The sequence below is a fragment of the Tyzzerella sp. An114 genome (assembly GCF_002161055.1).
Classification (GTDB): Bacteria; Bacillota; Clostridia; order Lachnospirales; family Anaerotignaceae; genus Fimicola; species Fimicola cottocaccae.
The window spans coordinates 190,873-213,457 of the sequence record NZ_NFLT01000005.1 but is presented as its reverse complement, the minus strand read 5'-3'; the positions used below and the strand labels follow the sequence as shown (position 1 = coordinate 213,457).

The window sequence follows — 22,585 nt, the reverse complement described above, 5'->3', positions numbered from 1 at the left end:
ATTTGTTATAATAATTATACCAAATAAAAATACTCAAAAATTTATCACATGGAAGGTTTTTTAACATGAAAATAACGGGAATAGTGTCAGAATATAATCCATTTCACAATGGACACAAATTTCACATAGAAAAAACACGAAAAGAAACATCATCTGATTTTATAATAGCAATTATGAGTGGTAATTTTGTTCAAAGAGGAGAACCGGCAATATTCGATAAATGGACAAGAACAAAATGTGCTCTATTAAATGGTGTTGATATGGTTATAGAAATACCTTTATATTTTGCCACAGCCAGTGCAGAATTTTTTTCCGAATGCGCTGTAAGAATTATGGACAGTACAGGTATAATAGATACAATATCATTTGGTTCAGAGGCGGGAAAAATTGAATATATAGAAAAAGTTGCTGATATACTTTATAACGAGCCCGAAGAATTTAAAAACATAATAAAAGAAGAACTTTCAAAGGGAATTGTTTTCCCTTCTGCTCGCTCAAAAGCTTTAGAAAAAATAACACACATACCTAAAGATATACTTGAAAATCCTAATAATATATTAGGTATAGAATATTTAAAATCACTAAAAAAAATTAAAAGTAATATAAAAGCCTCCACAATAAAACGAGAACAGGCTCATTACAATTCAAAAACAATAGAAAGTACAATAGCATCAGCCACAGCAATAAGAGAGTATATAAAACAAAATCAAATCCAAAAGGCTTTATATGCTGTACCTGAAAATTGCAAAAGAATATATTCAGAAAATTTGAATTTAGGAAAATCCCCTGTTTTTGCTGATGATTTATCACACTTTTTAAATTATAAAATAATAATGTCATCGCCAGAATATATTTCAGAGATTTCAGATATTACAGAAGGCTTGGAAAACAGAATATATAAAGCTATTTCTGAAAACTATACATTTTCACAAATGTGTGACTTTATAAAATCAAAACGATACACCTATACAAAAATTCAAAGAGCATTACTCCACACTGTTCTTGATATTAAAAAATCAGACACAGAAGAATTTATTGACAATGGTTTTTCACAATATATACGTGTCTTAGGCTTTAGACGTGAAGCCTCTATACTTTTAAAAGAAATGTCAAAAAAATCAAAATTACCTATAATAACAAATATCAAAAATGCAAATTCAATTTTAAATGAAAGAGGATTAAAAATGCTTGAAAAAGAAATACAATCAACAGATATTTACAAAGCTTTAAGTCCAAACAAAAATTTTTCACAATTAAAAACAGAATATTCAACGCCTATGGTTATGATATAATTCATAAAAATTCTCTCTTTTTCATATTCATTATAAGAAAGGGGGATTTTTTTATGAACAAAATAAAAATGTCAGTATTTTCTTTTATAACAGTTTCAATATTAATAACAGTTATAATATTTCCAAAAGAAATACTTGAGTCATCAAAAAACGGTCTTATACTATGGTATAAAAATGTTATTCCCTCTCTTTTTGTATTTATGACAGGGGTTTCAATACTTTCACTTACAGGATTTTCAAAAACATTCGGAAAACTATTTAAAAATATAATGACTCCCCTTTTCGGTGTATCAAAAGAATGTGCTTTTCCATGGATTATGGGGCTAATTTCAGGCTGTCCAACAGGTGCAAAAATAATAGCTGATTTATATAACGAAGGTGTTATAACAAGAAAAGATGCTCAAAGGACACTTTCATTTTCAAGTAATGCCAGTCCTCTTTTTATAACAGGAACAGTAGCAACATCAATGTTAGGCTTTCATATGGCTGGATATTTTATAATATTTATAGTAATTATATCATCAATTTCAACAGGATTTATATTTAAGTTTATAGATATAAAAGAAACAAATAAAAAAAACTACACATTAAAAAATAGAGAAAACAGATATTATACTGTGGGAGAAATTTTAAAAAAGAGCATATATTCATCATCAGAGACAATAATAATGATAGGTGGATTTATAGTTTTATTTTCCGTAATAATATGTACATTGGAAATATGGGGAATATTTTCAAATATATCAAATTTAATATATAATATAACAGGAATTTCAAATGAATATTCAAAGGGAATTGTATCAGGCATAATGGAAATGACTTGTGGCTGTAATATTTTAAGCCAATGTAATATAGATTTATTTTCAAAAATAATAGGTATTATTTTAGTTATATCTTTCAGTGGTATTTCTATAAATTTACAGACTATAAGTGTATTTTCAAATACAGATTTAAGCCCTTTTATATACATAATTTCAAAAATATTAAACACAGTTTTTGCACTGATATATACTGTATTATTTTATGGATTGTTAGAAAAACACATACAAAAAACAGTGCCTACTGTATTTATACAGGGCACTGATAACATTTCAATATTATGTATAGTATTTTCATATTTAGTCGTTATTCTGTCTTTTATAAACTGTATATATTTTAAAACAAAAAGATAATAATTATTTTTTAACTCCACGAAGTTCCTGTCTGTTTTCATATATAATGTTGAGAGTCTGATTAAAGAACTGTTCTGACTTTATGGACTCCTCTTTCATGGCTTCCATAAGGTCTTTGACTCTCTGTTCTGCAAGAGAGAGAACTTCATCAGCATATTCCATAGCACCAAGACGCATTTCTTTAGCCATTTTTTTGCTGTTTTCACTTATTACAGCAGCTTGTTCATAAGCTCTTTTTGTAATTTCATCTTCATTTATAAGTTTTTCTATATGAGCTTCTGCATTTTTAAGCATTTCATCAGCTTCTTTTTGGGCATCAATAAGTATTTTGTTTCTCTCCTCAATAACCCATTTAGCCTGTTCAATCTCTTTAGGAAGATTAGTTCTTATTTCAGACAATATTGCATAAATTTCGTCTTTATCGACTTTAACCTTTCCAGAGAAAGGTGTTGCATGACTACCATCTATAATTTCTTCTATCTCATCAAGTAATTTAAAAACTGTATCGTCCATTTAAACACCTCGTTTCATATATTTTTCCTCAACAAAACCAATTATCTCACTAGGAACCATAAAATCAATATTTCCACCAAAAACAGCTACTTCTTTAACAGCACTTGAGCTTAAAGATATATGTTTTTCATCAGCAGCAAGAAAAATAGTTTCTATATTATCATTAAGTCTACCATTTATAAGTTGCATTTGCTGTTCACAAGCAAAATCAACAGCATTTCTTAACCCTCTTATAGCTACATTTGCATCTATCTTTCTTGCAAAATCAGCTAAAAGTCCCTGAAAGGAAGCAACCTCTACATTTTTAATATCTGATGTAACCATTTCAAGATGTCTTTTTCTCTCCTCCACAGTAAAGAGACAGTGTTTATTTGGATTTTCCAAAACAGCAACAACAAGAGTGTCTGAAATTTTTGCTGCTCTCTTTATAATATCAAGGTGGCCAAGAGTTACAGGGTCAAAGCTCCCTGCATATATTGCTTTTATCATATTAATCCTCCAACGCCATAAAGGTCATAACTGTTGTTTTATATTCTTTCTCTCGAAGTATTGTAATACCTTCAATTTCATGTATAGAAACTTTTGGTGAACGCTCTGCTATAATATATCCTTCTTTATCAAGTATACCGGAATTTTTAATAGCAATAATAACAGGCTCATAAAATCCCATATTATAAGGTGGGTCAAGAAAAATTATGTCAAACTTCTCACCCTTTGTTCCAAGCATATTTATTGCTGAAACAGCGTCCATACAATATAAATCTGCATTATCAATAAGTTTTGTATGTTTAAGATTATGTTCTATAATCTCTCTACATTTTGAAGACTCATCAACAAAAACAGCCTTTTGTGCACCACGGCTTAAAGCCTCAATTCCTATGGCTCCGGAACCTGAAAACAAGTCAAGAAATCTTGACTGTGGCAAATCCGGAGCAATTATATTAAAAAGAGTTTCTTTTATTCTGTCAGTAGTTGGTCTTGTATCCATTCCTTCAGGTGCTAAAAGTTTATGGCCTCTTGCCATTCCTGAAATAACACGCATAAAAAACCTCCAAAAAATTTAATTAATCTAAAAAATACAAATAGAGTATAGCAAAAAAACCTTTAAAATACAACAATGAATTTAATTATATCATTTTTTTCAAATTAATAAAATATATAATATGACTAAAATGAAATTATATATTAACTTTGTCAACATTAATGATATTTTGTAACTCTCTAAGAAGCAATTCATTTTCCTCTTTTTCCATATTTTCATCATATTTTATAATATCAAAAGCGGCTTTTTGAGCCTCTTTTAAAATATCCATATCCTTATAAAGATTTGCAATTTTCATTTCAGGCAAACCATGTTGTTTTGTACCAAAAAATTCTCCCGGACCTCTAAGTTTCAAGTCCATTTCAGATATTTCAAAACCGTCTGAAGATTTTGTCATCATTTTAACTCTCTCTATTGCAACTTTACTTTTTGAGTCACTTACAAGTATACAATAAGATTTCTCATTACCTCTGCCAACTCGCCCTCTAAGCTGATGAAGCTGCGCAAGTCCAAATCTTTCCGCATTTTCTATAAGCATTATAGTTGCATTTGGAACATTTATACCAACCTCAATAACTGTTGTAGATACAAGTATATTAACTTCATTTCTTGAAAATCTATCCATAATGTCTTGTTTTTCTTTAGGCTTTATTTTTCCATGAAGACATTCAACAGAATATTCACTAAATATTTCATTTTTAAGTTTTTCAGTATAACTTGTTACAGATTGAACATCTAATTTATCATTATCATCAATCATTGGACATATTATATAAACCTGTCTTCCCCTATCAACTTCTTTCTTTATAAATCCATATATTCTATCATGGTAAGATGAATTTACTCCCAAAGTATCAATTTTTTGTCGTCCTGGTGGTAAGTGGTCTATTATTGATATATCAAGGTCACCATAAAGTATAAGGGCAAGAGTTCTTGGAATTGGTGTTGCTGTCATAACAAGAACATGGGGATTATTTCCCTTTTCACTTAAAGTTCCTCTCTGTCTTACACCGAAACGATGTTGTTCATCAGTAATAACCATACCTAAATTGTAAAACTCAACATTTTCCTGTATAACAGCATGAGTTCCTATTATCATTTTAGCCTGTCCTGTTTTAACCTTATCTAATATTAAATCTTTTTCTTTCTTTTTAAGTGAACCTGTCAAAAGTACAGTTTCAATTCCAAGTTTTCCAAACATTTCAGAAAAAAACTCATAATGCTGACCTGCTAAAACTTCAGTAGGAACCATTAAAGCTGACTGAAAACCATTTTTTATTGCCATATATGCCACAACAAGAGCAACAGCAGTTTTACCACTTCCAACATCACCCTGTACAAGTCTGTTCATAGCTTTGCCCTCTTTAATATCAGACATTATTTCTCCCAAAACTTTATTTTGAGCATCAGTCAAATTAAAGGGTAAAATATCTAAAACATCATTTATACACTTTGTATTTTCAAAAACAATACCTTTTTTATTTTCTTTAAAGGCTGTTTTCATTCTCAAAAGAGCAGTTTGAAGTATAAAAAGTTCTTCAAAAACAAGTCTTCTTCTGGCAATAAAAAAGCTATCATTGTTTTCAGGAAAATGTATATTTTGAATAGCAAAATTTCTATCACACAATTTATATTGTTTTCTCACCCACAAAGGCATAAAATCACAAAGCTGATTTCCCGTAGCATCAATAGTGTCTTTTATAAGACCTCTCAATATCTTTTGAGAAATACCACTGGTAGCAGGATATACAGGAACAATTCTACCTCCTGAAAGCGTATCATTTTCAGAAACTACCTCAAACTCTGGAGACTGTATTTCTATTCTACTATATTTTTTAACTGCTTTTCCTGTAAAAATATAATCAACACCCTCTTTAAAGGCTTTTTTCATATAAGGTTGATTGTACCATACAGCAGTAACTTTTCCCGTTGAGTCCTCAATTTTAGCTTTAATCATTCTCAAATTTTTGACACGTATATCATCGGGAACACCCTTAACTTTTCCTATAAATGTATTTTCCTCATTAATCTGTATATCAGATATATTTCTTATTTGGCTTCTATCTTCATAATCTCTTGGAAAATGTTCAATAAGGTCTTTAACAGTAAATATTCCAAGTTTTGAAAGTTTCCTGCTTCTCTCCTCGCCTATACTTTTTATCTCTGTAACAGGACTTTCCAAAAACATATATTCACCTCCAAAAAAAGGGCAGATAAGCCAATATAATAAAATATATAGCTAAACTGCCCCTTAAATATTTATTTTTAATTATATTTTATTCAACTGAAATAATGTAGTAGTAGAGAGGCTGATTTCCAAGCTGAACTTCAACTTCACAATCAGGATATTTCTCCTCAATATATGCAGCAATTTCATTTGCTTCATCTTCTTTTACATCACTTCCATAATAAACGCTTATCATTTCACTGTCATCATCAACAGCCTTATCAATAAGCTCTTTTGTGCCTTCAATCAAGTCTTTTGAAACAACAGCAATATTTCCTCCAAGCATACCGAGGATATCTCCCTCCTCAATCTGCTTATCATCAATAGAAGTTTCTCTGACAGCATAAGTAACCATGGCTGTTTTCACAGTTGATAAACTTTCTGTCATATCAGAAACATTACTGTCAACACTTTCAGCAGGATTAAAGTTTATCATAGCTGTTATACCTTCAGGTATTGTTTTTGAAGGAACAACAAAAACTTTTTTATCCTTTGAAAGTTTTGCAGCCTGTTCAGCAGCAAGTATTATATTTTTATTGTTAGGAAGTACAATGATATTTTTTGCGTTTATATTTTCAACAGCATTTAAAATATCCTCTGTACTTGGGTTCATAGTTTGTCCACCCTCAATAATTTCATCAACACCAAGGTTTTTGAATATTTCAGAAAGACCACTACCAACAGAAACAGATATGAAACCAATTTCCTTTGGTGGTTCATCTTTCTTTTCAACAGGAGCTGGAGCTTCTGATTTTTTGTTTCCTCCAAAGTCAATTATATTTGTGTGCTGTTCACGCATATTTTCAATTTTAAGACCACTTAAACTTCCTATTGTGAGAGCTTTCTCAAGGGCAAGTCCTGGATGGTCTGTGTGAACATGAATTTTTATTATATCATCATCAGCAACACAAACAATAGAATCTCCTATTGTTCCAAGATATGCTTTAAGATTTGTTACAATCTTATTATCTGCATTATTTACATTTATAAAGAATTCTGTACAATATCCAAAAGTTATACTGTCATTGTCAACAGATGTAATAGCAGAGAAATCTGGAACCTGAGTTTTTAAAGGCTCATCAACAGTAATTTCTCCCTCTGTGTGTATATTCTCATAAGCTCCCTGAAGAATGAAAAGTAAACCTTTTCCTCCTGCATCAACAACATTAGCCTGTTTTAATGCTGGAAGCATATCTGTTGTTTGAAGAAGCATAGCATTTCCGTCTTCAAGTATTTGTTCAATAAATTTTTCAATGTCTGTTATTTCATCAGCATATTTTTCAGCACTTTCAGCACAAGCTCTTGCAACTGTAAGAATAGTACCTTCCTTTGGTTTCATAACTGCCTTATAAGCTGTCTTTACACCTTTTGCTATTGCTAAAGCAATATCTTTTGTGTTTGCTTCCTCTTTGCCTTCAAGACCTTTATAAAAACCTCTGAAAAGCTGTGATGTTATAACACCAGAGTTTCCTCTAGCTCCTCGTAAAGCACCGTTTGCTGCAGCTTTTGCTATCTCACCTATGTTAAGGCTGTTATTTTTTTCAATTTCTCTTGCTGCTGCAATAACTGTAAGAGACATATTTGTACCTGTATCACCGTCTGGCACAGGAAAAACATTGAGAGAGTCTACAAGCTGTTTTTCACTGTTAAGCTTATTAGCTCCCGCAATAATCATTTTTTTCAATAATAATCCATTAATACTAGTAATACCCACAGGTAATGCTCCTCCTTAATTGTCTACTCTGACACCTTCAACAAATATGTTGACATTTTCCACTTCAAGGCCGGCAAATTCCTCAACCTTATATTTTACAGTGCTTATAATATTATCTGCAATAGCAGTAATATTTGTGCCATACTCAACAATAATATGAAAATCAAGTGAAATTTTATTTTCATTGACTGTGAGTTTAATTCCTTTTGTAAGACTTTCTTTCTTTAAAAGCTGGACAATGCCGTCTTTTACATTTTTAGCAGCCATACCAACTATACCATAGCAGTCCATGGCAGCATAGCCTGCTATCCTCGCAATAACTTCGTTTTCTATTGTAATGACACCATAATCATTTTCAAGCTTAGCTGACATAAATCTACCTCCCAAAATAATAATTTTCTTTATTATAACACTAAAAACATATTTTTTAAAACATTATTTTAATTCACAAAGTATACAAACAACTATTTATGACGATACAATCTATATTGTAATTGAATACTTTAATTACTGCAATTATTTTTTATAAAATTTTTTTAAAAAAAACATTAAAAATGTTGCAAAATTCTTTTTTTTCTGATAGAATACTTTTGTTGTGTCACACAAAGAATTCGAGGAGGTGCATTTAAAATGGCAAAGTGTGAAATTTGTGAAAAAGGTATGCGTACAGGACATAGAATTAGCATCAACCGTAGTCAGGTAAGTAGACGTGCTAACAGAACATGGAAACCAAACGTAAAAAAAGTTAAAATCGTAGATAACGGAACAGTAAAATCAATCTACATCTGCACAAGATGTTTACGTTCAAATAAAGTAACTCGTGCAATCTAATCTTTTATAATAAAGAGATAAAAGGCTTCTGAAAATTTCAGAAGCCTTTTTTATTTATTCATTCAAAATTTTTATTCCACAACATATAAATATTCCACCCCAAAAAAAGCACCATTTAGGCACAAAGGCAACAAGTATTATTCCAGCACCAAAACCTATACATATAAAACCCAAAGCATCTTTATTTATACATTTCAATATAATCCACCACCATAAAAATTTGTTGGTATATTATATTCAAATAAAAAACACAGAGTTAAAATATAACTCTGTGTTTTTTAAATTAATCTCTAGCTTTCATAACAGCCAGACAACCTTCTTTTACTTCAACAAAAGCTTCATCATCTACAACAACATTACTTACTCCCAAAGACTCTCCACACTTCATAGTAGCGTCATTTAAAGGATATTCAAAACCTTTAAGTGTTACACCGAAAGCATCACCCATAAAAGGAAGAACAGAAACAGTTTCGCCTTTGTCTCCCTTTAATTTGAGTTTAGAATTTGTAAGAGTAATGTAATTATGTTCATTTATAAGACAGGCTTTTATATTCTTTTTAAGAAGCATATATAAAAGATGCATATTGCCAAAAGTATGGTCAATTCTTGAACCTATACCACCCATAATAATTATATCATCAGCACCTTTTTCAATAGCAATATTAATTCCAAGTTCAAGGTCTGTATAATTTTTATGGGAAGGATACTCCTCTATATCAAAGTTTTTTTCTCTATATTCCTTTAAAAGTGTATCTGCAACAGAGTCAAAATCTCCAACAATATAATCTGGTTTTACCTCAAGTCTATCTGCGTGTAAAAGTCCTCTATCACAGCATATTATAATGTTTTCAGAATTGATGTATTTTTTACAAAAACTGTAATCATCTATGTCAGCACCACCAAAAACAATAGCTCTCATATTAATACTCCTCAAAAATACTATTAAAATCTTTTACTGCTTTTCCAATGTCTTCTTTACCAAGAACAGATGAACCAGCAACAACACAGTTTACACCAGCTTCAATAACCTCTCTTACATTGTCAAGAGTTATTCCGCCGTCAATCTGTATATCATATTTATAGCCTTTTTCATCTTTTATCTTTTTAAGCTCACGGACTTTATCAAGCTGTTCTGGCATAAATTTCTGACCACCAAATCCCGGCTCAACACTCATTACAAGAACCATATCAACATCAGATAAAACATCATATATTGCAGAAACAGGTGTTGCAGGTTTTATTGTAATACCTGATTTAACACCAAGGCTGTTTATTTTTGATATAACTTCTTTTGGATTTTTTGTAGCTTCAACATGGATATTTATAATATCACAACCTATTTTTGCTAACTCCTCAACATATCTTTCAGGCTCAACAATCATAAGATGTGCATCAAAAACCATGTTTGTATATTTTCTTAATGATTTTAAAACAGGCATACCAAAAGATATATTTGGTACAAAAACTCCGTCCATAACATCAAGATGAATATATGGAGCTCCTGCTTTTTCCATTATTTCAAGCTGTTCTTTTACAATTCCAAAATCTGCTGAAAGCAGTGAAGGTGCAAGTTTGTATTCCATTATTTTCTCCTGTCCTTTCTAAGTTCATTATATAAGTTGACATATCTTTCATACCTTTCATTAGGTATCTCTTCACCAACATGTTCTTTTACTTCACAGTCAGGCTCATGTATATGACTGCAACCTGTGTATCTACAACCATTGAGATAAGGCTCAAACTCTTTAAAATAATATTGAAGTTCTTCCGCCGGTATATGCTCAAGAAAAAGAGAAGTAAATCCAGGAGAATCAACAATATAACTATGTTCTTCTATCTGCATAAGCTCTGCGTGGCGTGTAGTATGCTTTCCTCTCTCAATCTTTGCACTAATCTCTCCGGTTTTAAGTTTTAAATCTGGAGCAACAGCATTTATAAGGCTGCTTTTGCCGACACCAGAAGGACCAGCAAAAACAGATATTTTATTTTTAAGTTCTTTTTTAAGTTCCTCAATGCCTATCCCCTTTTCAGCACTAAGACATATAACCTTATAACCGGAAGTTTCGTAAATCTTTTTGATACTTTCATAATTCTTTTCAGTATCAAGGTCGATTTTATTTATACATATTAAAACATCAAGTTTCTGTTCTGCCACAAGTATAAGGAACCTATCTAAAAGGTCAACATTTATATTAGGGCTTACAGCAGCAAAAACTATTACAGCCTGCTCAACATTTGAAACTCTAGGTCTTATAAGCATATTTTTTCTTGGTTCTATAAAGTCAAGACTTCCTTTTTTATTTTTTTCATCTAACACTGATATTTTAACAAAGTCTCCAACAGTAGGTTTAAGTTTTTCTTTTCTAAAAATACCCCTGGCTCTACATTCATAGACTCCCTGTTCAGTATCTATATAATAAAATCCGCCTATTCCTTTAATTATTGTACCACTTATCATTCATTTCCACCTTTTCAAAAATCTACATTCTCACTCCAGAGAAGATTTCCGTCTATATAACATTCTATTGTTGCACTACCTGTGCCAGTGATTGAAATTTGCTGTGGGAAAGATGAAACAGACTGATTAGAGTCTTTAACAACAGTTGTACTTCCATCAGAACCTGTTTTTACAACTTTAACATGGACTGTGTCTCCATACTGTCCATCATTTTTAAGATATATAGGGAAATTCTTTGTTGATGAAGCCCCTGTATTTTCATCTGAAGTTGTATTCTCATTATTATTTCCTGTGTTTGTATTTTCTGTATTATCTGTTTCAGTGTTGTTATTATTATTGTTATTGCTTGAATTATTATTTGTGTTATTATTATCATTATTATTTGTTGAAGAATTATTATTATCTTCATTATTCTCAGGTTTTTCCTCTTCCTTTGGTGCTCCTGTACTAATAACAATATCAACAACACTATTTTTTGCAACTTCTTCACCAGCAGATATTGTCTGAGTTATAACTTTTCCCTCTGCAACTTTTTCACTTTCTGTCTTTGTCACATTTCCAAGAATAAGTCCTTTAGACTCAAGCATTTTTCTCGCTCCGTCTTCAGTCTGACCTACAAGGTTAGGAACAGCAACTTTTTTAAATTCTTCGCCCTTACTTATAACAAGACTTACAGTTGATTTTGCTGTAATTGTAGTTCCCTCAGAAGGAGATTGACTTATAACTTTTCCTGTCTCAACTTCTTCACTGAACTCATAAGTTATTTTAGGCTCAATTCCTGTTTTCTCGCTTATTGAATTTGTTGCATCATTTTCATCTTTTCCAACAACACTAGGCATTTTATACTCAGCATATCCAAGACTTACCTTAACGCCAACTTCCTGACCTTTCTTTATGGTATCCCCTTCTTCAACATTCTGAGCAAATATTACACCAGCTTCATAGTTGCTGTAATCTTTTCCTTTTTCAACAAGCTCAATTCCCATATCTTCAGCTGTGCTTTTTGCTGTCTCATAATTTACACCTACAAAATAAGGAACTGTCACAGGTTCTCCTGTTGCAAAAAGACTACTTCCCAAGAACTTAAATCCTGCAAAAGATATTGCTCCGATAATAATAAGAGCTGTTATAACAGCAGCTATTATTACTTTCTTTTCTTGTCCTTTATCATAATCTTCTTCATAATAGTCATCATTATTTTTCTTTCTGTATTTACTTTCAGAAGGTTTTTGTTTTGATTTTGAGCTTTTTATACTGCTCTTTTCTGAAACAGTTTTTGATTTTGGTTTATTAGAATTTTTTCTGTAAGAAGAACGCACAGTTTTATCATCTTCCTCTTCAACATACTCAGGCTCAAAATCTCCTGTATCTTTTGAAATTCTAAGTTTACTATTTTTATCAGAAGCATCATTTCTTCTTTCCATTCTGCTTCTTCTTCTTGAAGGAACCGGAATAATATTTTCTTCCTCAATTTTATTTTCATCATGTTTTTCTTCTTCCGGTTCAGCGTCTCCCGTTGTTTTAACCTTTAAAAGGTCCTCTATCATAAGGTCAACATTTGCATATCTATCACTTGCTCTTTTTTCAGTAGCCTTCTTTATGATACGCTCAACATTTTTTGATAAATTAGGATTAAACTGTCTCATGTCCGGAAGGTCATCACTTAAATGTTTAAGAGCTATTGTTACAGCATTTTCACCGTCAAAAGGAACTCTACCAGTAGCCATTTCATACATTGTTATACCAAGAGAATATATATCACTCTTTTCATCAACATAGCCACCCCTTGCCTGTTCCGGTGAAAAATAATGAACAGAACCTATTGCATTAGCTGTTGTCTCAACAGTAGCACCTGTTGCAGCTCTAGCAATACCAAAATCAGTAACCTTTATTATACCGTCAGAACCAACAAGTATATTTTGTGGTTTTATGTCTCTATGGACTACATGATTTTTATGGGCATGGGATATGGCAGAAGCCATCTGTAAAGATATATTTACAATAGATATTGTATCAAAAGGAGCTTTCTCCTTTATGGCTTTTTTGAGAGTATCACCATGTATGTACTCCATAACTATATAACTTATACCGTTATATTCTCCTACATCATAAACATTTACTATATTAGGATGAGAAAGACTTGCAGCAGAACGTGCTTCAAACTTAAATTTTTCTTTGAACTCATCATCAGATGAAAATTCTTCACGAAGAACTTTTATAGTAACAAATCTATCAAGCATTTTGTCACGACCGCAGTATGCAACAGCCATTCCTCCGGCACCAAGTTTTTCGAGAATTTCATATCTGTCATTAAGCAATGTCCCGTTTGCTAAAATCATTCCTCCACCTCCTGTTCTACTAAAATAATTGTTATATTATCATAACCACCAGCATTATTAGCCTCATTTACCAATATATCCAGTTTTTCTTCTATACTTTTTTCATAACACAGTATTTCTTCTATTCTCTTGTCATCAATCATTGTTGTAAGACCATCTGTGCAAAGAAGAATTATATCTTTAGGCTGTACATCTTTTATTACAGTGTCAATCTCTATTGTGTCTCTTGTACCTAAAGCTCTTGTTATTATGTTTCTTCCCGGATGAACTTCCGCCTCAGCCTCTGTAAGTTTTCCCATTCTTACAAGCTCCATCACAAAAGAATGGTCATCTGTTATACGTTTAAGACTTCCATTTCTAAGTATATAAATACGGCTGTCACCTACATGAACACCTATAAGCTTTCCATTTCTTATAACAACAGCATCAATAGTTGTTCCCATACCAGCAAGTTCAGGAACTTCACAAGATTTTCTATAAACAACCTCATTGCTATGTTGTAATGCTGACACAAGTGCATCAAGAACATTTTCATCACTTATAAAATCATTGTTGTCTCTCAGACTATCCAAAAAGGCTTCTATGGCTTGTGAACTTGCAACTTCACCACCATTACAACCTCCCATACCGTCTGCAATAATGAAAAGGTCAAAAAAACCATTCTCTCCGCAAAAAACAGAATCCTCATTGTTTTTACGGCACATTCCAACTACACTTTTACAAATACTTTTCATTGTAACACCTTCTTTTTATTTCTGCCTTTTTTCAAGGTAGCCTTTTCTAAGCTGACCACAGGCAGCATTAATATCACTTCCCAATTTTCTTCTTACAGTTGTTTCTATACCTCTTGAATTTAAAAACTCAGCAAAACTTTCAACAGTCTCGCTACTGCTCTTTTTATAATTTCTTTCCTTAACATCATTTACAGGTATAAGATTTATATGACAGAGCATATTTCTAAGTCTTTCAGAAAGTTCTCTTGCACAATCAATACTGTCATTTACACCGCTTATCATAGCATATTCAAATGTTATTCTTCTCTTTGTTGTATCAGAATAATATTTACAAGCCTCAATAAGTCTTTCATAATCGTTTTTCTTTGAAATAGGCATAATTCTATTTCTTATTTCATCATTAGGTGCATGGAGAGATACTGCCAAAGTTATTTGGAGACTTTCATCAGCTAAGAGATACATTTTTTCTATAAGTCCACAGGTTGAAAGTGTTATATGTCTCTGTCCAAGATTTAAACCATTCTTGTCATTAGCAAGACGTATAAATTTTAAAACATTATCATAGTTATCAAGAGGCTCTCCACTTCCCATAAGAACCACACTTGAAACTCTCTCCCCTGTATCTTTCTGTATCTCATAAATCTGAGAAAGCATTTCTCCCGCAGTAAGATTTCTTTCAACACCATCAAGAGTAGATGCACAGAATGTACAACCCATGCGACAGCCTACCTGTGTTGAAATACAAACTGCATTACCATAGCTATATCTCATAAGGACACTCTCTATTATATTATCATTCTCAAGAGCAAACAAGTATTTTGTAGTGTTATCCTGTTTTGACACATACTTTTCAACAGCATGAGCAAAACTTATTTTTCCAGTCTCATTAAGTTTTTCTCTCAAAGATTTTGAAAGATTTGTCATCTCGTCGAAACTTGAAACTTGTTTTTTGTGAAGCCATTCAAAAACTTGTTTTGCTCTAAATTTAGCCTCTCCAATCTCTCCCATAAAAATTTGAAGTTCTTCAAGAGACATAGACTTTAAGTCAGCCTTTGACATTTATAAATTCCCCTTTCTTCTAAATCTAGCTATAAAAAATCCATCTGTACCATTTACATTTGGATAGAGTGAAACACAACCTAATCTGTCCTCTTTCATACCCTCAGGCAAAATATTTTCTATACTTTCAGCCTCAAAATCAAAATTTTCAAGGAACCATTCAACATTTTTTATATTTTCTTTTTTACATATTGTACAGGTACTGTAAAGGAGAACTCCGCCTTTTTTAACATACTTTGAGGCATTCTCAAGTATACCTCTCTGTATTTTTATAAGCTCATCAATATCATTTCCTGTTCTTCTAAACTTTATATCAGGTTTTTTTCTTATTATTCCAAAACCGGAACAAGGAGCATCAACAATAACTCTATCAAATTTTTCAACGTCTTCATCATAAAATTCAAGAGCGTCTTTTTCGCAAGGCTCTATAATATCAATTCCAAGTCTTTTCGCCGAATTTTCAATAAGCTCTATTTTATGGAAATATATATCTCTTGATGATATAAGACCATCATTTTCCATATACTCACCACAAAGAAGGCTTTTTCCTCCCGGTGCAGCACATACATCAAGTATTTTTTCACCTTTTTTAGGTTCAAGAATTTTTACTGCTGTCATAGAGCTTTCATCTTGTATATGAAAAAGACCATTTTTAAATTCTTCTAAAGCTGATATATCAGAAGTCTTTCTTATATGTAAAGCATTTTTATGATACTTTCCATATTCAACAGAAACACCTTTACTTCCAAGGTATTTTTTAAGACTTTCTCTGTCTGTTTTAAGAGTATTTACAGCTATTGTAACGTCTGGAGCTGTATTATTGCTTTCACACAACTCTTTTACAAAATCATATTCATACTCATGAAGCCACATTTTAATAAGCCATAATGGGTGAGAATATTTCACACTTAAATATTCAGCTGTGCCATAATCAGGTAGCTTTATATTTTCAACATTTCTTGCAATATTTCTTAAAACACCATTAACAAAACCCGAAAGTTTTCCATAACCTCTCAACTTAGCCAATTTAACAGCCTCATTACAAGCTGCTGAAGCTGGAACTTTATCCATAAATATTATCTGATATACAGCTGTTCTTATTACAGCCAAAAGCCATGGTTTCATTTTTTCAGTTTTAGTTTTTGAAAACTCATTTATTACATAGTCAATGTAATATATATTCCTAAGTGTACCATTTACAATTTCAGTTACAAAAGCCTTATCATTTTTAGCCATTGCACCGTTTTGTTTTAATAAAGTTTTAAGCACCATATTATTAAAGGACTGTTCCTCAAAAATTCTATAAAGTCCCTCTGATGCAACTTCTCTGGGATTAATTTCAATCATATTTTTCAAGCCTTTCCAGAATATTTTCATATCTTATATTAACTTAAATAACAAAATACCGCAAATATTTTTATAATATTGGCAAAAAAAATGGTAGGACAAAATCGCCCCACCATAATATTTTTAAATTTTTAATCATCTCTTCTTCCAAACATAAGAACAAGTCTCAAAAGGTTGGATATAGCAACAGCAGCTGAAGCAACGTATGTTAAAGCCGCAGCACTGAGAACTTTTTTGGCAGGCTTTAACTCGTCATCACTTAAGAAGTTATACATTCCCAATGTTTCAATAGCACGCTTTGAAGCGTCAAACTCAACAGGAAGTGTTATAAGTGAAAAGGCAACTGCCAAAGAAAAAAGAACTATACCAAACTGTATTATTGTATAACCGAAAGAAGAACCAGCCATACCACCAATTAAAACACCAATAACTATAAGTGGCATAGCAAGATTTGAACCTATATTTGTCATAGGTACCATGGCACTTCTAAGTTTAAGAAAAACATAGCCTTCATCATGCTGTATAGCGTGACCTGTCTCATGGGCAGCAACACCTATTGCTGCAATTGATGTACTTCCATATACAGAGTCTGAAAGTCTAAGGGTTTTTGTTCTTGGGTCATAATGGTCTGTAAGGTTTCCTCCAACTCTTTCAACAGTTACATCATGTATTCCCGCTGCACTTAAAAGCTGTCTTGCAACTTCCGCACCGGTAAATCCTCTACTGTTTGAAACTCTTGAATACTTATTAAATGTACTTCCGACTTTTGACTGGGCATAAACAGCAAGTATCATAGCCGGAATTAGAACGTAGAAATAAGAAAAAGAATATGGATACATAAACATATATTTTACCTCCTATTTAAAACATACATATATAATTAGTATAGTTATATTACTTTATTTTAAATAGATGTACGTTTTAAATTATTCTTAGTCTGAAATATATTATTTATTCCAAAACTATTCCTTTTTCAATAGCATGACCTCTCATATAGGCATCTGTTGCCATTCTCTTTCCACCTCTTGCCTGAATTTCAGTTACAAGAACAAAGCCATCACCTGTTTTTACAACAAAGCCTTTTTTAGTTATATATGAAATCTCACCACATTTTCCACTTTCATTATCACTGTAATATTTTACAGCTTTCCATATTTTTAATACTTCACCATTATATACAGTCCATGCAGCAGGAACAGGGTCAAGACCTCTTATAAGATTTATGATTTCATCGGAAGTTTTATTCCAATCAATATGACCTGTGTCTTTTGAAATCATAGGTGCATAGTTAGAAAGAGCGTCGTTCTGTTTTTCTCTCTCTATTGTTCCATTTTCTATTTTAATAAGAGTTTCTTTTAAAACATCAGCACCTAAAACACACATTTTATCATGAACACTGCCATAAGTGTCATCTTCTGTTATCTCAAAAGATGCTTTTAAAAGCATATCCCCTGTATCAAGACCTTTTTCCATGTACATTGTTGTTACGCCTGTCTCTTTATCTCCATTTATAACAGACCACTGTATAGGAGCAGCTCCTCTATATTTAGGAAGGAGTGAACCATGAACATTAACACAGCCATATTTAGGCATATTTAATATACTTTCAGGAAGTATCTGACCAAAGGCAACAACAACTATAATATCAGCATTATACTCTTTGAGTTTTTCAACAGCCTCAGTCTCTCTAACTTTAACAGGCTGAAAAACTTCAATTTCATATTCCAAAGCTTTCTCCTTAACAGGAGGGAAAAGCATTTTTTTACCTCTGCCCTTAGGTTTATCAGGCTGTGTCACAACAAGACACACGTCATGTCCTTCTTTTACAAGCATATCAAGACATGGCACTGCAAAATCAGGAGTACCCATAAAAATTATTCTCATAAAAACACTACCTCCAAAAATTAAAGTCCTTCAATTTCTCCAATAGCTTTATCAATATAAAGAACTCCGTCAAGGTGGTCTGTCTCATGGCATAAAGCAACAGCCATAAGCTCTGTACCTTCAACAACTATTTTTTCTCCATTTCTATTAAGTGCCTCAACCTTTACATATTCAGGTCTATCAACCTCAGCACTTGCCCCCGGTATACTTAAACAACCTTCAGAACCAATCTGAGAACCCTTTGTTTCAACAACAACAGGATTTATAAGCTCAATAAGTCCTTCCCCAATATCAATAACAACTATTCTTTTTAATATACCAACCTGTGGAGCAGCAAGTCCAACACCATTAGCTTCATACATTGTCTCTGCCATATCATCAAGAAGTGTTAATACAGAAGGTGTTATCTCTTTAACTTCTTTTGATTTTTTTCTAAGTATTTCATCAGTACTTAATCTTATCTGTCTTATAGCCATAATATATTTCCTCCAAAATTTTTTAATAATTTAATAACTGTATTTCAGTATACAATAAAACATTGATTTAAACAACAATTTAAAACACTACTCTATTCATTGTAATATTTATATATATACCTGTTTTTCCATTTCTCTCTTTAAATTTATCTATACAATAGAGAACAAATTTTTTAAGTCTATACTCATCAGAATATTTAACAGTAATTGTAAATCTATATTCATTTTTAATTTTAGATATAAAAGCTGGAACAGGACCAAGTATTATAAAGTCATTATTTTTATTGAAATAACTCATAACATCTTTTATCCTTTGTGATGACTCTATAACCTCTCTTTCCTTTTCCCCACTAATCATAATATTGAAAAAACAACCAAAAGGAGGATAGTCTAAAATACGTCTAACTGCTATTTCTTCATCGTAAAAACCTTTATAATCCTGTTTCGCTGAAAGTCTTATAACATAGTTATCAGAATTATAAGTTTGTATATAAACTCTACCTTCCCTTTCACTTCTTCCGGCACGACCAGAAACCTGTGTCAAAAGCTGGAATGTATTTTCAGCCGCCTTATAACTCCCTGAATTAAGTGAAATATCAGCGGCAATTATACCTACAAGAGTTACGTTTGGAAAGTCATGTCCCTTTGCTATCATTTGAGTTCCTATTAATATATCAGCCTCACCCTTACCAAAAGAGCTTAATATTTTTTCATGGCTATTCTTTTTTGTAGTAGTATCCATATCCATTCTCAAAACTCTAGCATTGGGAAAATATTTTTTAACTTCATCTTCAACCTTTTGTGTGCCTGTACCAAAATATTTTATATATCTAGAACCACACTCTGGACAGACAGTAGGATTTTTAATAGTTTTACCACAATAGTGACACATTAGACTTTGTGATTTTGAATGATATGTGTAGGAAACATTACAATTATCACACATCATAACATGACCGCATTTTCTACATGACACAAATGTAGAAAAACCTCTGCGGTTTATAAAAAGCATTGTCTGTTCACCTTTTTCAAGGTTTAATTTTATTTCTTGGTAAAGGTCTCTACTAAAAATTGAACGGTTTCCCATTTCAAGTTCCAAACGCATATCTTTTATAAAAGTTTGTGGCAAATTACTGTCATTAGCTCTATGTTTAAGCTCTGCCATATCATATTCACCTGTCATACATTTATAATAAGTACATATATCAGGTGTAGCACTTCCAAGTACAAGAAGTGAGTCTGTTATCTCTGAAAGTTTCTTTGCTGTCTCCACAGTGTCATATTTAGGGCTTGTGTCTGATTTATAAGAACTTTCATGTTCCTCATCTATTATTATAACACCAATATTTGAAAAAGGTGTAAAAAGAGCTGACCTAGGACCTATCATAATACATATTTCTCCCTCTCTTGCCTTTTTCCACTGGTCAAATCTTTCTCCTTGGTTCATTCTACTATGGGTAAATGAAACTTTATCTCCAAATCTTGATATAAATCTTCCTACAATCTGTGGAGTTAGTGATATTTCAGGAACAAGAACTATTGCCTGTTTTCCCTCATTTATAATACTCTCTATAATAGACATATAAACTTCCGTTTTTCCACTTCCCGTTACACCAAAAAGCAAAACAGGCTTTTTATTATGAGATTTTCTCATATTTTCCAATATTTCAATAGCTTTTAACTGTTCATCTGTATAATTGGGAAAATAGGTTTTATTAAAATTTTCACTGTCAAAAACATCTCTTTTTTCAACTTCATAAAAAACAGTAACTATGCCTTTTTTCTTAAGAGATTTTATAGAATAATTACAGTCATCAAAATGATTTTTCAATTCAGACACTTTTATATAATCATAATCAATCAAGAAATTTACAATTTCTTTCTGTTTTTCACATCTTTTATTTTTGCAAAGCGATTTATATTTTTCATCAAAAGACTCATCTAAATTAAGCTTTACACATCTTATTTTTTTTTCAAAGCTCTTACCTGTAACACTCTGTCTAATGGCAATTATTTTTTTATTTTTAAGGCTATTTAATATATTAGATATATTTTTTCCGAAATAAGTTTCAATATCACTTTTATAAACTACATTATTATTTTCAAATATAAATTCAATAATTTCTTTTTCTCTTTCGGTGACATCAATATTTTCATCATAATCTAAAAGTACAACAAGCCACTTAGATTTTATACCTATACCGGAAGGCATTATAGTTTTTAAACAAGATGAAAGAGTTGTATAATATTTTTCTTTAAGCCAAAAAGCAAGCTTTAACATACTATCAGAAAATATAGGGAAATCATCACACTCTTTTATTATACTTTTAATTTTATCACTGGGCACATCTGTATTTTCACATATATCTATAACATAGCCTTCTATTTTTTTATTCCCATTTCCAAAAGGTACAATAACTCTCATACCTTTTTTAATTCTATTTTCAAGGGCTTTAGGTATTTTATAATCAAATATACGGTCAACATCACTATGATTTATATTAATTATAATATTAGCGAATTTTTCCAAACAAAATCACCCCCTTTTACAAAATAAAAAGGGTATCTGAAAAAATTTTCCGATACCCAAAATATTAATTATTCTTCTGTAAATTCTTCCTGTTCTGAAGTTTCAGCATCAGCAGCTTTTTCAGAATTCTGAATAATTTTGATTTTGTTTTCAAAAAGTTCATTTACAGCTATTGAAACTGGTTTATCAACAGTGTAATTCATTGTAAGAGGTTCAGCTTTATCAATAAGCTGTCTAGCTCTTTTAGCGGCAGCAATAACTATTGTATATCTACTGTTAATAGCGTCTACCTTGCTGGCATCTTTATTTAAAACTTCTAATAAATCTGAATATGATGGACGTAACATTTATATCTCTCCTTTAAAAACTTTATTTATATCACGGTTACGTGAAGTTTTCATACTCTCCGCTGAAACAATTGTCCTTACAGCTTTCTCAGCTTTTTCAACGGTATCATTTATTATAACATAATCGTACTCACTTACAAGCTCCATTTCTTCCATAGCTCTTGCAACACGTTTTTCTATAACGTCACTAGCCTCTGTTCCTCGTCCGTTAAGACGATTTCTAAGCTCTGTAACATTAGGTGCCATAAGGAAAACAAGAACACTTTCAGGCATAAGTTTTTTAACTTGGAAAGCACCCTGTACTTCTATTTCAAGTATAACATTTTTTCCCTCTTTAAGGCATTTTTCAACATAAGCCTTAGGAGTTCCATAATAGTTATCACAAAAACTTGCCCATTCAAGAAGTTCTCCTTTATCTCTCATATCTTCAAATTCTTCTTTTGTGTGGAAGAAATAGTGAACTCCATCAGTCTCATAATCCCTTGGCTGTCTTGTAGTTGCTGATATAGAAAGACAAAAATCTCCCTTTTCAATAAGTTTTGAAACAACAGTACCTTTCCCCGAACCGGAAGGCCCTGAAATTATAAGAAGTATGCCCTCTTTTTTCATAATTATATTAC

The 22,585-nt window shown here is 31.7% G+C and carries 23 protein-coding genes; 3 read left to right on the top strand and 20 right to left on the bottom strand.

From position 1 onward, the window contains the following. Window positions 1-65 precede the first annotated feature (65 nt). Together B5E58_RS06740 and B5E58_RS06735 are read left to right on the top strand one after the other, a co-directional pair. Window positions 66-1,292, top strand: coding sequence for a nucleotidyltransferase (locus tag B5E58_RS06740; RefSeq protein WP_088108923.1), 1,227 nt, complete (start codon window positions 66-68; stop codon window positions 1,290-1,292). A gap of 53 nt (window positions 1,293-1,345) precedes the next feature. Then, window positions 1,346-2,464, top strand: coding sequence for a nucleoside recognition domain-containing protein (locus B5E58_RS06735; RefSeq protein ID WP_088108922.1), 1,119 nt, complete (start codon window positions 1,346-1,348; stop codon window positions 2,462-2,464). Between the two features lie 3 nt (window positions 2,465-2,467). Here the strand turns inward: B5E58_RS06735 and B5E58_RS06730 are convergent, their stop codons facing one another. The 6 genes from B5E58_RS06730 to B5E58_RS06705 all read right to left on the bottom strand — a co-directional run bounded on the left by B5E58_RS06730 (window position 2,468) and on the right by B5E58_RS06705 (window position 8,332). After that, the gene (locus tag B5E58_RS06730) at window positions 2,468-2,977 is read right to left on the bottom strand and encodes an ATPase (protein ID WP_088108921.1); all 510 of its coding nucleotides are present in this window, start codon (window positions 2,975-2,977) and stop codon (window positions 2,468-2,470) included. Next, window positions 2,978-3,466: a pantetheine-phosphate adenylyltransferase gene (coaD, locus tag B5E58_RS06725; protein ID WP_088108920.1), complete on the bottom strand. Its 489-nt coding sequence runs from the start codon at window positions 3,464-3,466 to the stop codon at window positions 2,978-2,980. A gap of 1 nt (window position 3,467) precedes the next feature. After that, on the bottom strand, window positions 3,468-4,019 hold the full coding sequence (rsmD, locus tag B5E58_RS06720) for a 16S rRNA (guanine(966)-N(2))-methyltransferase RsmD (protein ID WP_088108919.1): 552 nt from the start codon (window positions 4,017-4,019) through the stop codon (window positions 3,468-3,470). 136 nt (window positions 4,020-4,155) lie between these two features. Then, window positions 4,156-6,207: an ATP-dependent DNA helicase RecG gene (gene recG / locus B5E58_RS06715; protein ID WP_088108918.1), complete on the bottom strand. Its 2,052-nt coding sequence runs from the start codon at window positions 6,205-6,207 to the stop codon at window positions 4,156-4,158. Window positions 6,208-6,295: 88 nt separating this feature from the next. Continuing rightward, a complete protein-coding gene (locus B5E58_RS06710) occupies window positions 6,296-7,960 on the bottom strand; it encodes a DAK2 domain-containing protein (RefSeq protein ID WP_088108917.1) in 1,665 nt (554 codons plus the stop codon). Window positions 7,961-7,975: 15 nt separating this feature from the next. After that, window positions 7,976-8,332 (bottom strand): Asp23/Gls24 family envelope stress response protein, encoded by a 357-nt coding sequence (locus B5E58_RS06705; protein ID WP_088108916.1) that lies wholly within the window; start codon window positions 8,330-8,332, stop codon window positions 7,976-7,978. Between the two features lie 258 nt (window positions 8,333-8,590). Between B5E58_RS06705 and rpmB the strand changes: the two genes are divergently transcribed. After that, window positions 8,591-8,791 carry a 50S ribosomal protein L28 gene (rpmB, locus tag B5E58_RS06700; protein WP_088108915.1) on the top strand — a complete coding sequence of 67 codons (201 nt, stop codon included), beginning with the start codon at window positions 8,591-8,593 and terminating at the stop codon, window positions 8,789-8,791. Between the two features lie 54 nt (window positions 8,792-8,845). Here rpmB and B5E58_RS13430 read toward each other — a convergent pair whose 3' ends face one another. The 14 genes from B5E58_RS13430 to gmk form a co-directional block, all read right to left on the bottom strand. Further along, window positions 8,846-8,989 (bottom strand): hypothetical protein, encoded by a 144-nt coding sequence (locus tag B5E58_RS13430; RefSeq protein ID WP_158097689.1) that lies wholly within the window; start codon window positions 8,987-8,989, stop codon window positions 8,846-8,848. 85 nt (window positions 8,990-9,074) lie between these two features. Continuing rightward, entirely contained in the window at window positions 9,075-9,710 is a 636-nt protein-coding gene (locus tag B5E58_RS06695) for a thiamine diphosphokinase (protein WP_088108914.1), read from the bottom strand. Between the two features lies 1 nt (window position 9,711). Further along, window positions 9,712-10,374, bottom strand: a complete 663-nt coding sequence (rpe, locus tag B5E58_RS06690) for a ribulose-phosphate 3-epimerase (protein ID WP_088108913.1) — start codon at window positions 10,372-10,374, stop codon at window positions 9,712-9,714. Beyond that, window positions 10,374-11,246, bottom strand: a complete 873-nt coding sequence (gene rsgA, locus B5E58_RS06685; RefSeq protein ID WP_088108964.1) for a ribosome small subunit-dependent GTPase A — start codon at window positions 11,244-11,246, stop codon at window positions 10,374-10,376. The genes rpe and rsgA overlap by 1 nt, the downstream gene beginning before the upstream one ends. 17 nt (window positions 11,247-11,263) lie before the next feature. Continuing rightward, on the bottom strand, window positions 11,264-13,588 hold the full coding sequence (locus tag B5E58_RS06680) for a protein kinase domain-containing protein (RefSeq protein WP_088108912.1): 2,325 nt from the start codon (window positions 13,586-13,588) through the stop codon (window positions 11,264-11,266). Next, entirely contained in the window at window positions 13,585-14,322 is a 738-nt protein-coding gene (locus tag B5E58_RS06675) for a Stp1/IreP family PP2C-type Ser/Thr phosphatase (protein ID WP_088108911.1), read from the bottom strand. The genes B5E58_RS06680 and B5E58_RS06675 overlap by 4 nt, the downstream gene beginning before the upstream one ends. A gap of 15 nt (window positions 14,323-14,337) precedes the next feature. Continuing rightward, window positions 14,338-15,381 carry a 23S rRNA (adenine(2503)-C(2))-methyltransferase RlmN gene (gene rlmN, locus B5E58_RS06670; protein WP_088108910.1) on the bottom strand — a complete coding sequence of 348 codons (1,044 nt, stop codon included), beginning with the start codon at window positions 15,379-15,381 and terminating at the stop codon, window positions 14,338-14,340. Further along, a complete protein-coding gene (rsmB, locus tag B5E58_RS06665; RefSeq protein WP_088108909.1) occupies window positions 15,382-16,758 on the bottom strand; it encodes a 16S rRNA (cytosine(967)-C(5))-methyltransferase RsmB in 1,377 nt (458 codons plus the stop codon). Window positions 16,759-16,859: 101 nt separating this feature from the next. Then, window positions 16,860-17,567 (bottom strand): zinc metallopeptidase, encoded by a 708-nt coding sequence (locus B5E58_RS06660; protein ID WP_206608558.1) that lies wholly within the window; start codon window positions 17,565-17,567, stop codon window positions 16,860-16,862. 112 nt (window positions 17,568-17,679) lie between these two features. Beyond that, window positions 17,680-18,612, bottom strand: a complete 933-nt coding sequence (gene fmt / locus B5E58_RS06655; protein ID WP_088108907.1) for a methionyl-tRNA formyltransferase — start codon at window positions 18,610-18,612, stop codon at window positions 17,680-17,682. Window positions 18,613-18,632: 20 nt separating this feature from the next. Then, the gene (def, locus tag B5E58_RS06650) at window positions 18,633-19,088 is read right to left on the bottom strand and encodes a peptide deformylase (RefSeq protein WP_088108906.1); all 456 of its coding nucleotides are present in this window, start codon (window positions 19,086-19,088) and stop codon (window positions 18,633-18,635) included. A 79-nt stretch (window positions 19,089-19,167) separates the two neighbouring features. Beyond that, the gene (gene priA / locus B5E58_RS06645) at window positions 19,168-21,618 is read right to left on the bottom strand and encodes a primosomal protein N' (RefSeq protein ID WP_088108905.1); all 2,451 of its coding nucleotides are present in this window, start codon (window positions 21,616-21,618) and stop codon (window positions 19,168-19,170) included. Between the two features lie 68 nt (window positions 21,619-21,686). Next, on the bottom strand, window positions 21,687-21,965 hold the full coding sequence (gene rpoZ, locus B5E58_RS06640) for a DNA-directed RNA polymerase subunit omega (protein WP_088108904.1): 279 nt from the start codon (window positions 21,963-21,965) through the stop codon (window positions 21,687-21,689). After that, window positions 21,966-22,574, bottom strand: coding sequence for a guanylate kinase (gene gmk / locus B5E58_RS06635; RefSeq protein WP_088108903.1), 609 nt, complete (start codon window positions 22,572-22,574; stop codon window positions 21,966-21,968). Window positions 22,575-22,585: the final 11 nt, after the last annotated feature.

What these genes read in the sequence shown, in the direction of transcription:
- B5E58_RS06740 (WP_088108923.1), top strand. Translation starts at nt 66, where the DNA reads ATGAAAATAACGGGAATAGTGTCAGAATATAATCCATTTCACAATGGA.
- B5E58_RS06735 (WP_088108922.1), top strand. Translation starts at nt 1,346, where the DNA reads ATGAACAAAATAAAAATGTCAGTATTTTCTTTTATAACAGTTTCAATA.
- B5E58_RS06730 (WP_088108921.1), bottom strand. Translation starts at nt 2,977, where the DNA reads ATGGACGATACAGTTTTTAAATTACTTGATGAGATAGAAGAAATTATA.
- coaD (WP_088108920.1), bottom strand. Translation starts at nt 3,466, where the DNA reads ATGATAAAAGCAATATATGCAGGGAGCTTTGACCCTGTAACTCTTGGC.
- rsmD (WP_088108919.1), bottom strand. Translation starts at nt 4,019, where the DNA reads ATGCGTGTTATTTCAGGAATGGCAAGAGGCCATAAACTTTTAGCACCT.
- recG (WP_088108918.1), bottom strand. Translation starts at nt 6,207, where the DNA reads ATGTTTTTGGAAAGTCCTGTTACAGAGATAAAAAGTATAGGCGAGGAG.
- B5E58_RS06705 (WP_088108916.1), bottom strand. Translation starts at nt 8,332, where the DNA reads ATGTCAGCTAAGCTTGAAAATGATTATGGTGTCATTACAATAGAAAAC.
- rpmB (WP_088108915.1), top strand. Translation starts at nt 8,591, where the DNA reads ATGGCAAAGTGTGAAATTTGTGAAAAAGGTATGCGTACAGGACATAGA.
- B5E58_RS06695 (WP_088108914.1), bottom strand. Translation starts at nt 9,710, where the DNA reads ATGAGAGCTATTGTTTTTGGTGGTGCTGACATAGATGATTACAGTTTT.
- rpe (WP_088108913.1), bottom strand. Translation starts at nt 10,374, where the DNA reads ATGGAATACAAACTTGCACCTTCACTGCTTTCAGCAGATTTTGGAATT.
- B5E58_RS06680 (WP_088108912.1), bottom strand. Translation starts at nt 13,588, where the DNA reads ATGATTTTAGCAAACGGGACATTGCTTAATGACAGATATGAAATTCTC.
- B5E58_RS06675 (WP_088108911.1), bottom strand. Translation starts at nt 14,322, where the DNA reads ATGAAAAGTATTTGTAAAAGTGTAGTTGGAATGTGCCGTAAAAACAAT.
- rlmN (WP_088108910.1), bottom strand. Translation starts at nt 15,381, where the DNA reads ATGTCAAAGGCTGACTTAAAGTCTATGTCTCTTGAAGAACTTCAAATT.
- rsmB (WP_088108909.1), bottom strand. Translation starts at nt 16,758, where the DNA reads ATGAAAATATTCTGGAAAGGCTTGAAAAATATGATTGAAATTAATCCC.
- B5E58_RS06660 (WP_206608558.1), bottom strand. Translation starts at nt 17,567, where the DNA reads ATGTATCCATATTCTTTTTCTTATTTCTACGTTCTAATTCCGGCTATG.
- fmt (WP_088108907.1), bottom strand. Translation starts at nt 18,612, where the DNA reads ATGAGAATAATTTTTATGGGTACTCCTGATTTTGCAGTGCCATGTCTT.
- def (WP_088108906.1), bottom strand. Translation starts at nt 19,088, where the DNA reads ATGGCTATAAGACAGATAAGATTAAGTACTGATGAAATACTTAGAAAA.
- rpoZ (WP_088108904.1), bottom strand. Translation starts at nt 21,965, where the DNA reads ATGTTACGTCCATCATATTCAGATTTATTAGAAGTTTTAAATAAAGAT.
- gmk (WP_088108903.1), bottom strand. Translation starts at nt 22,574, where the DNA reads ATGAAAAAAGAGGGCATACTTCTTATAATTTCAGGGCCTTCCGGTTCG.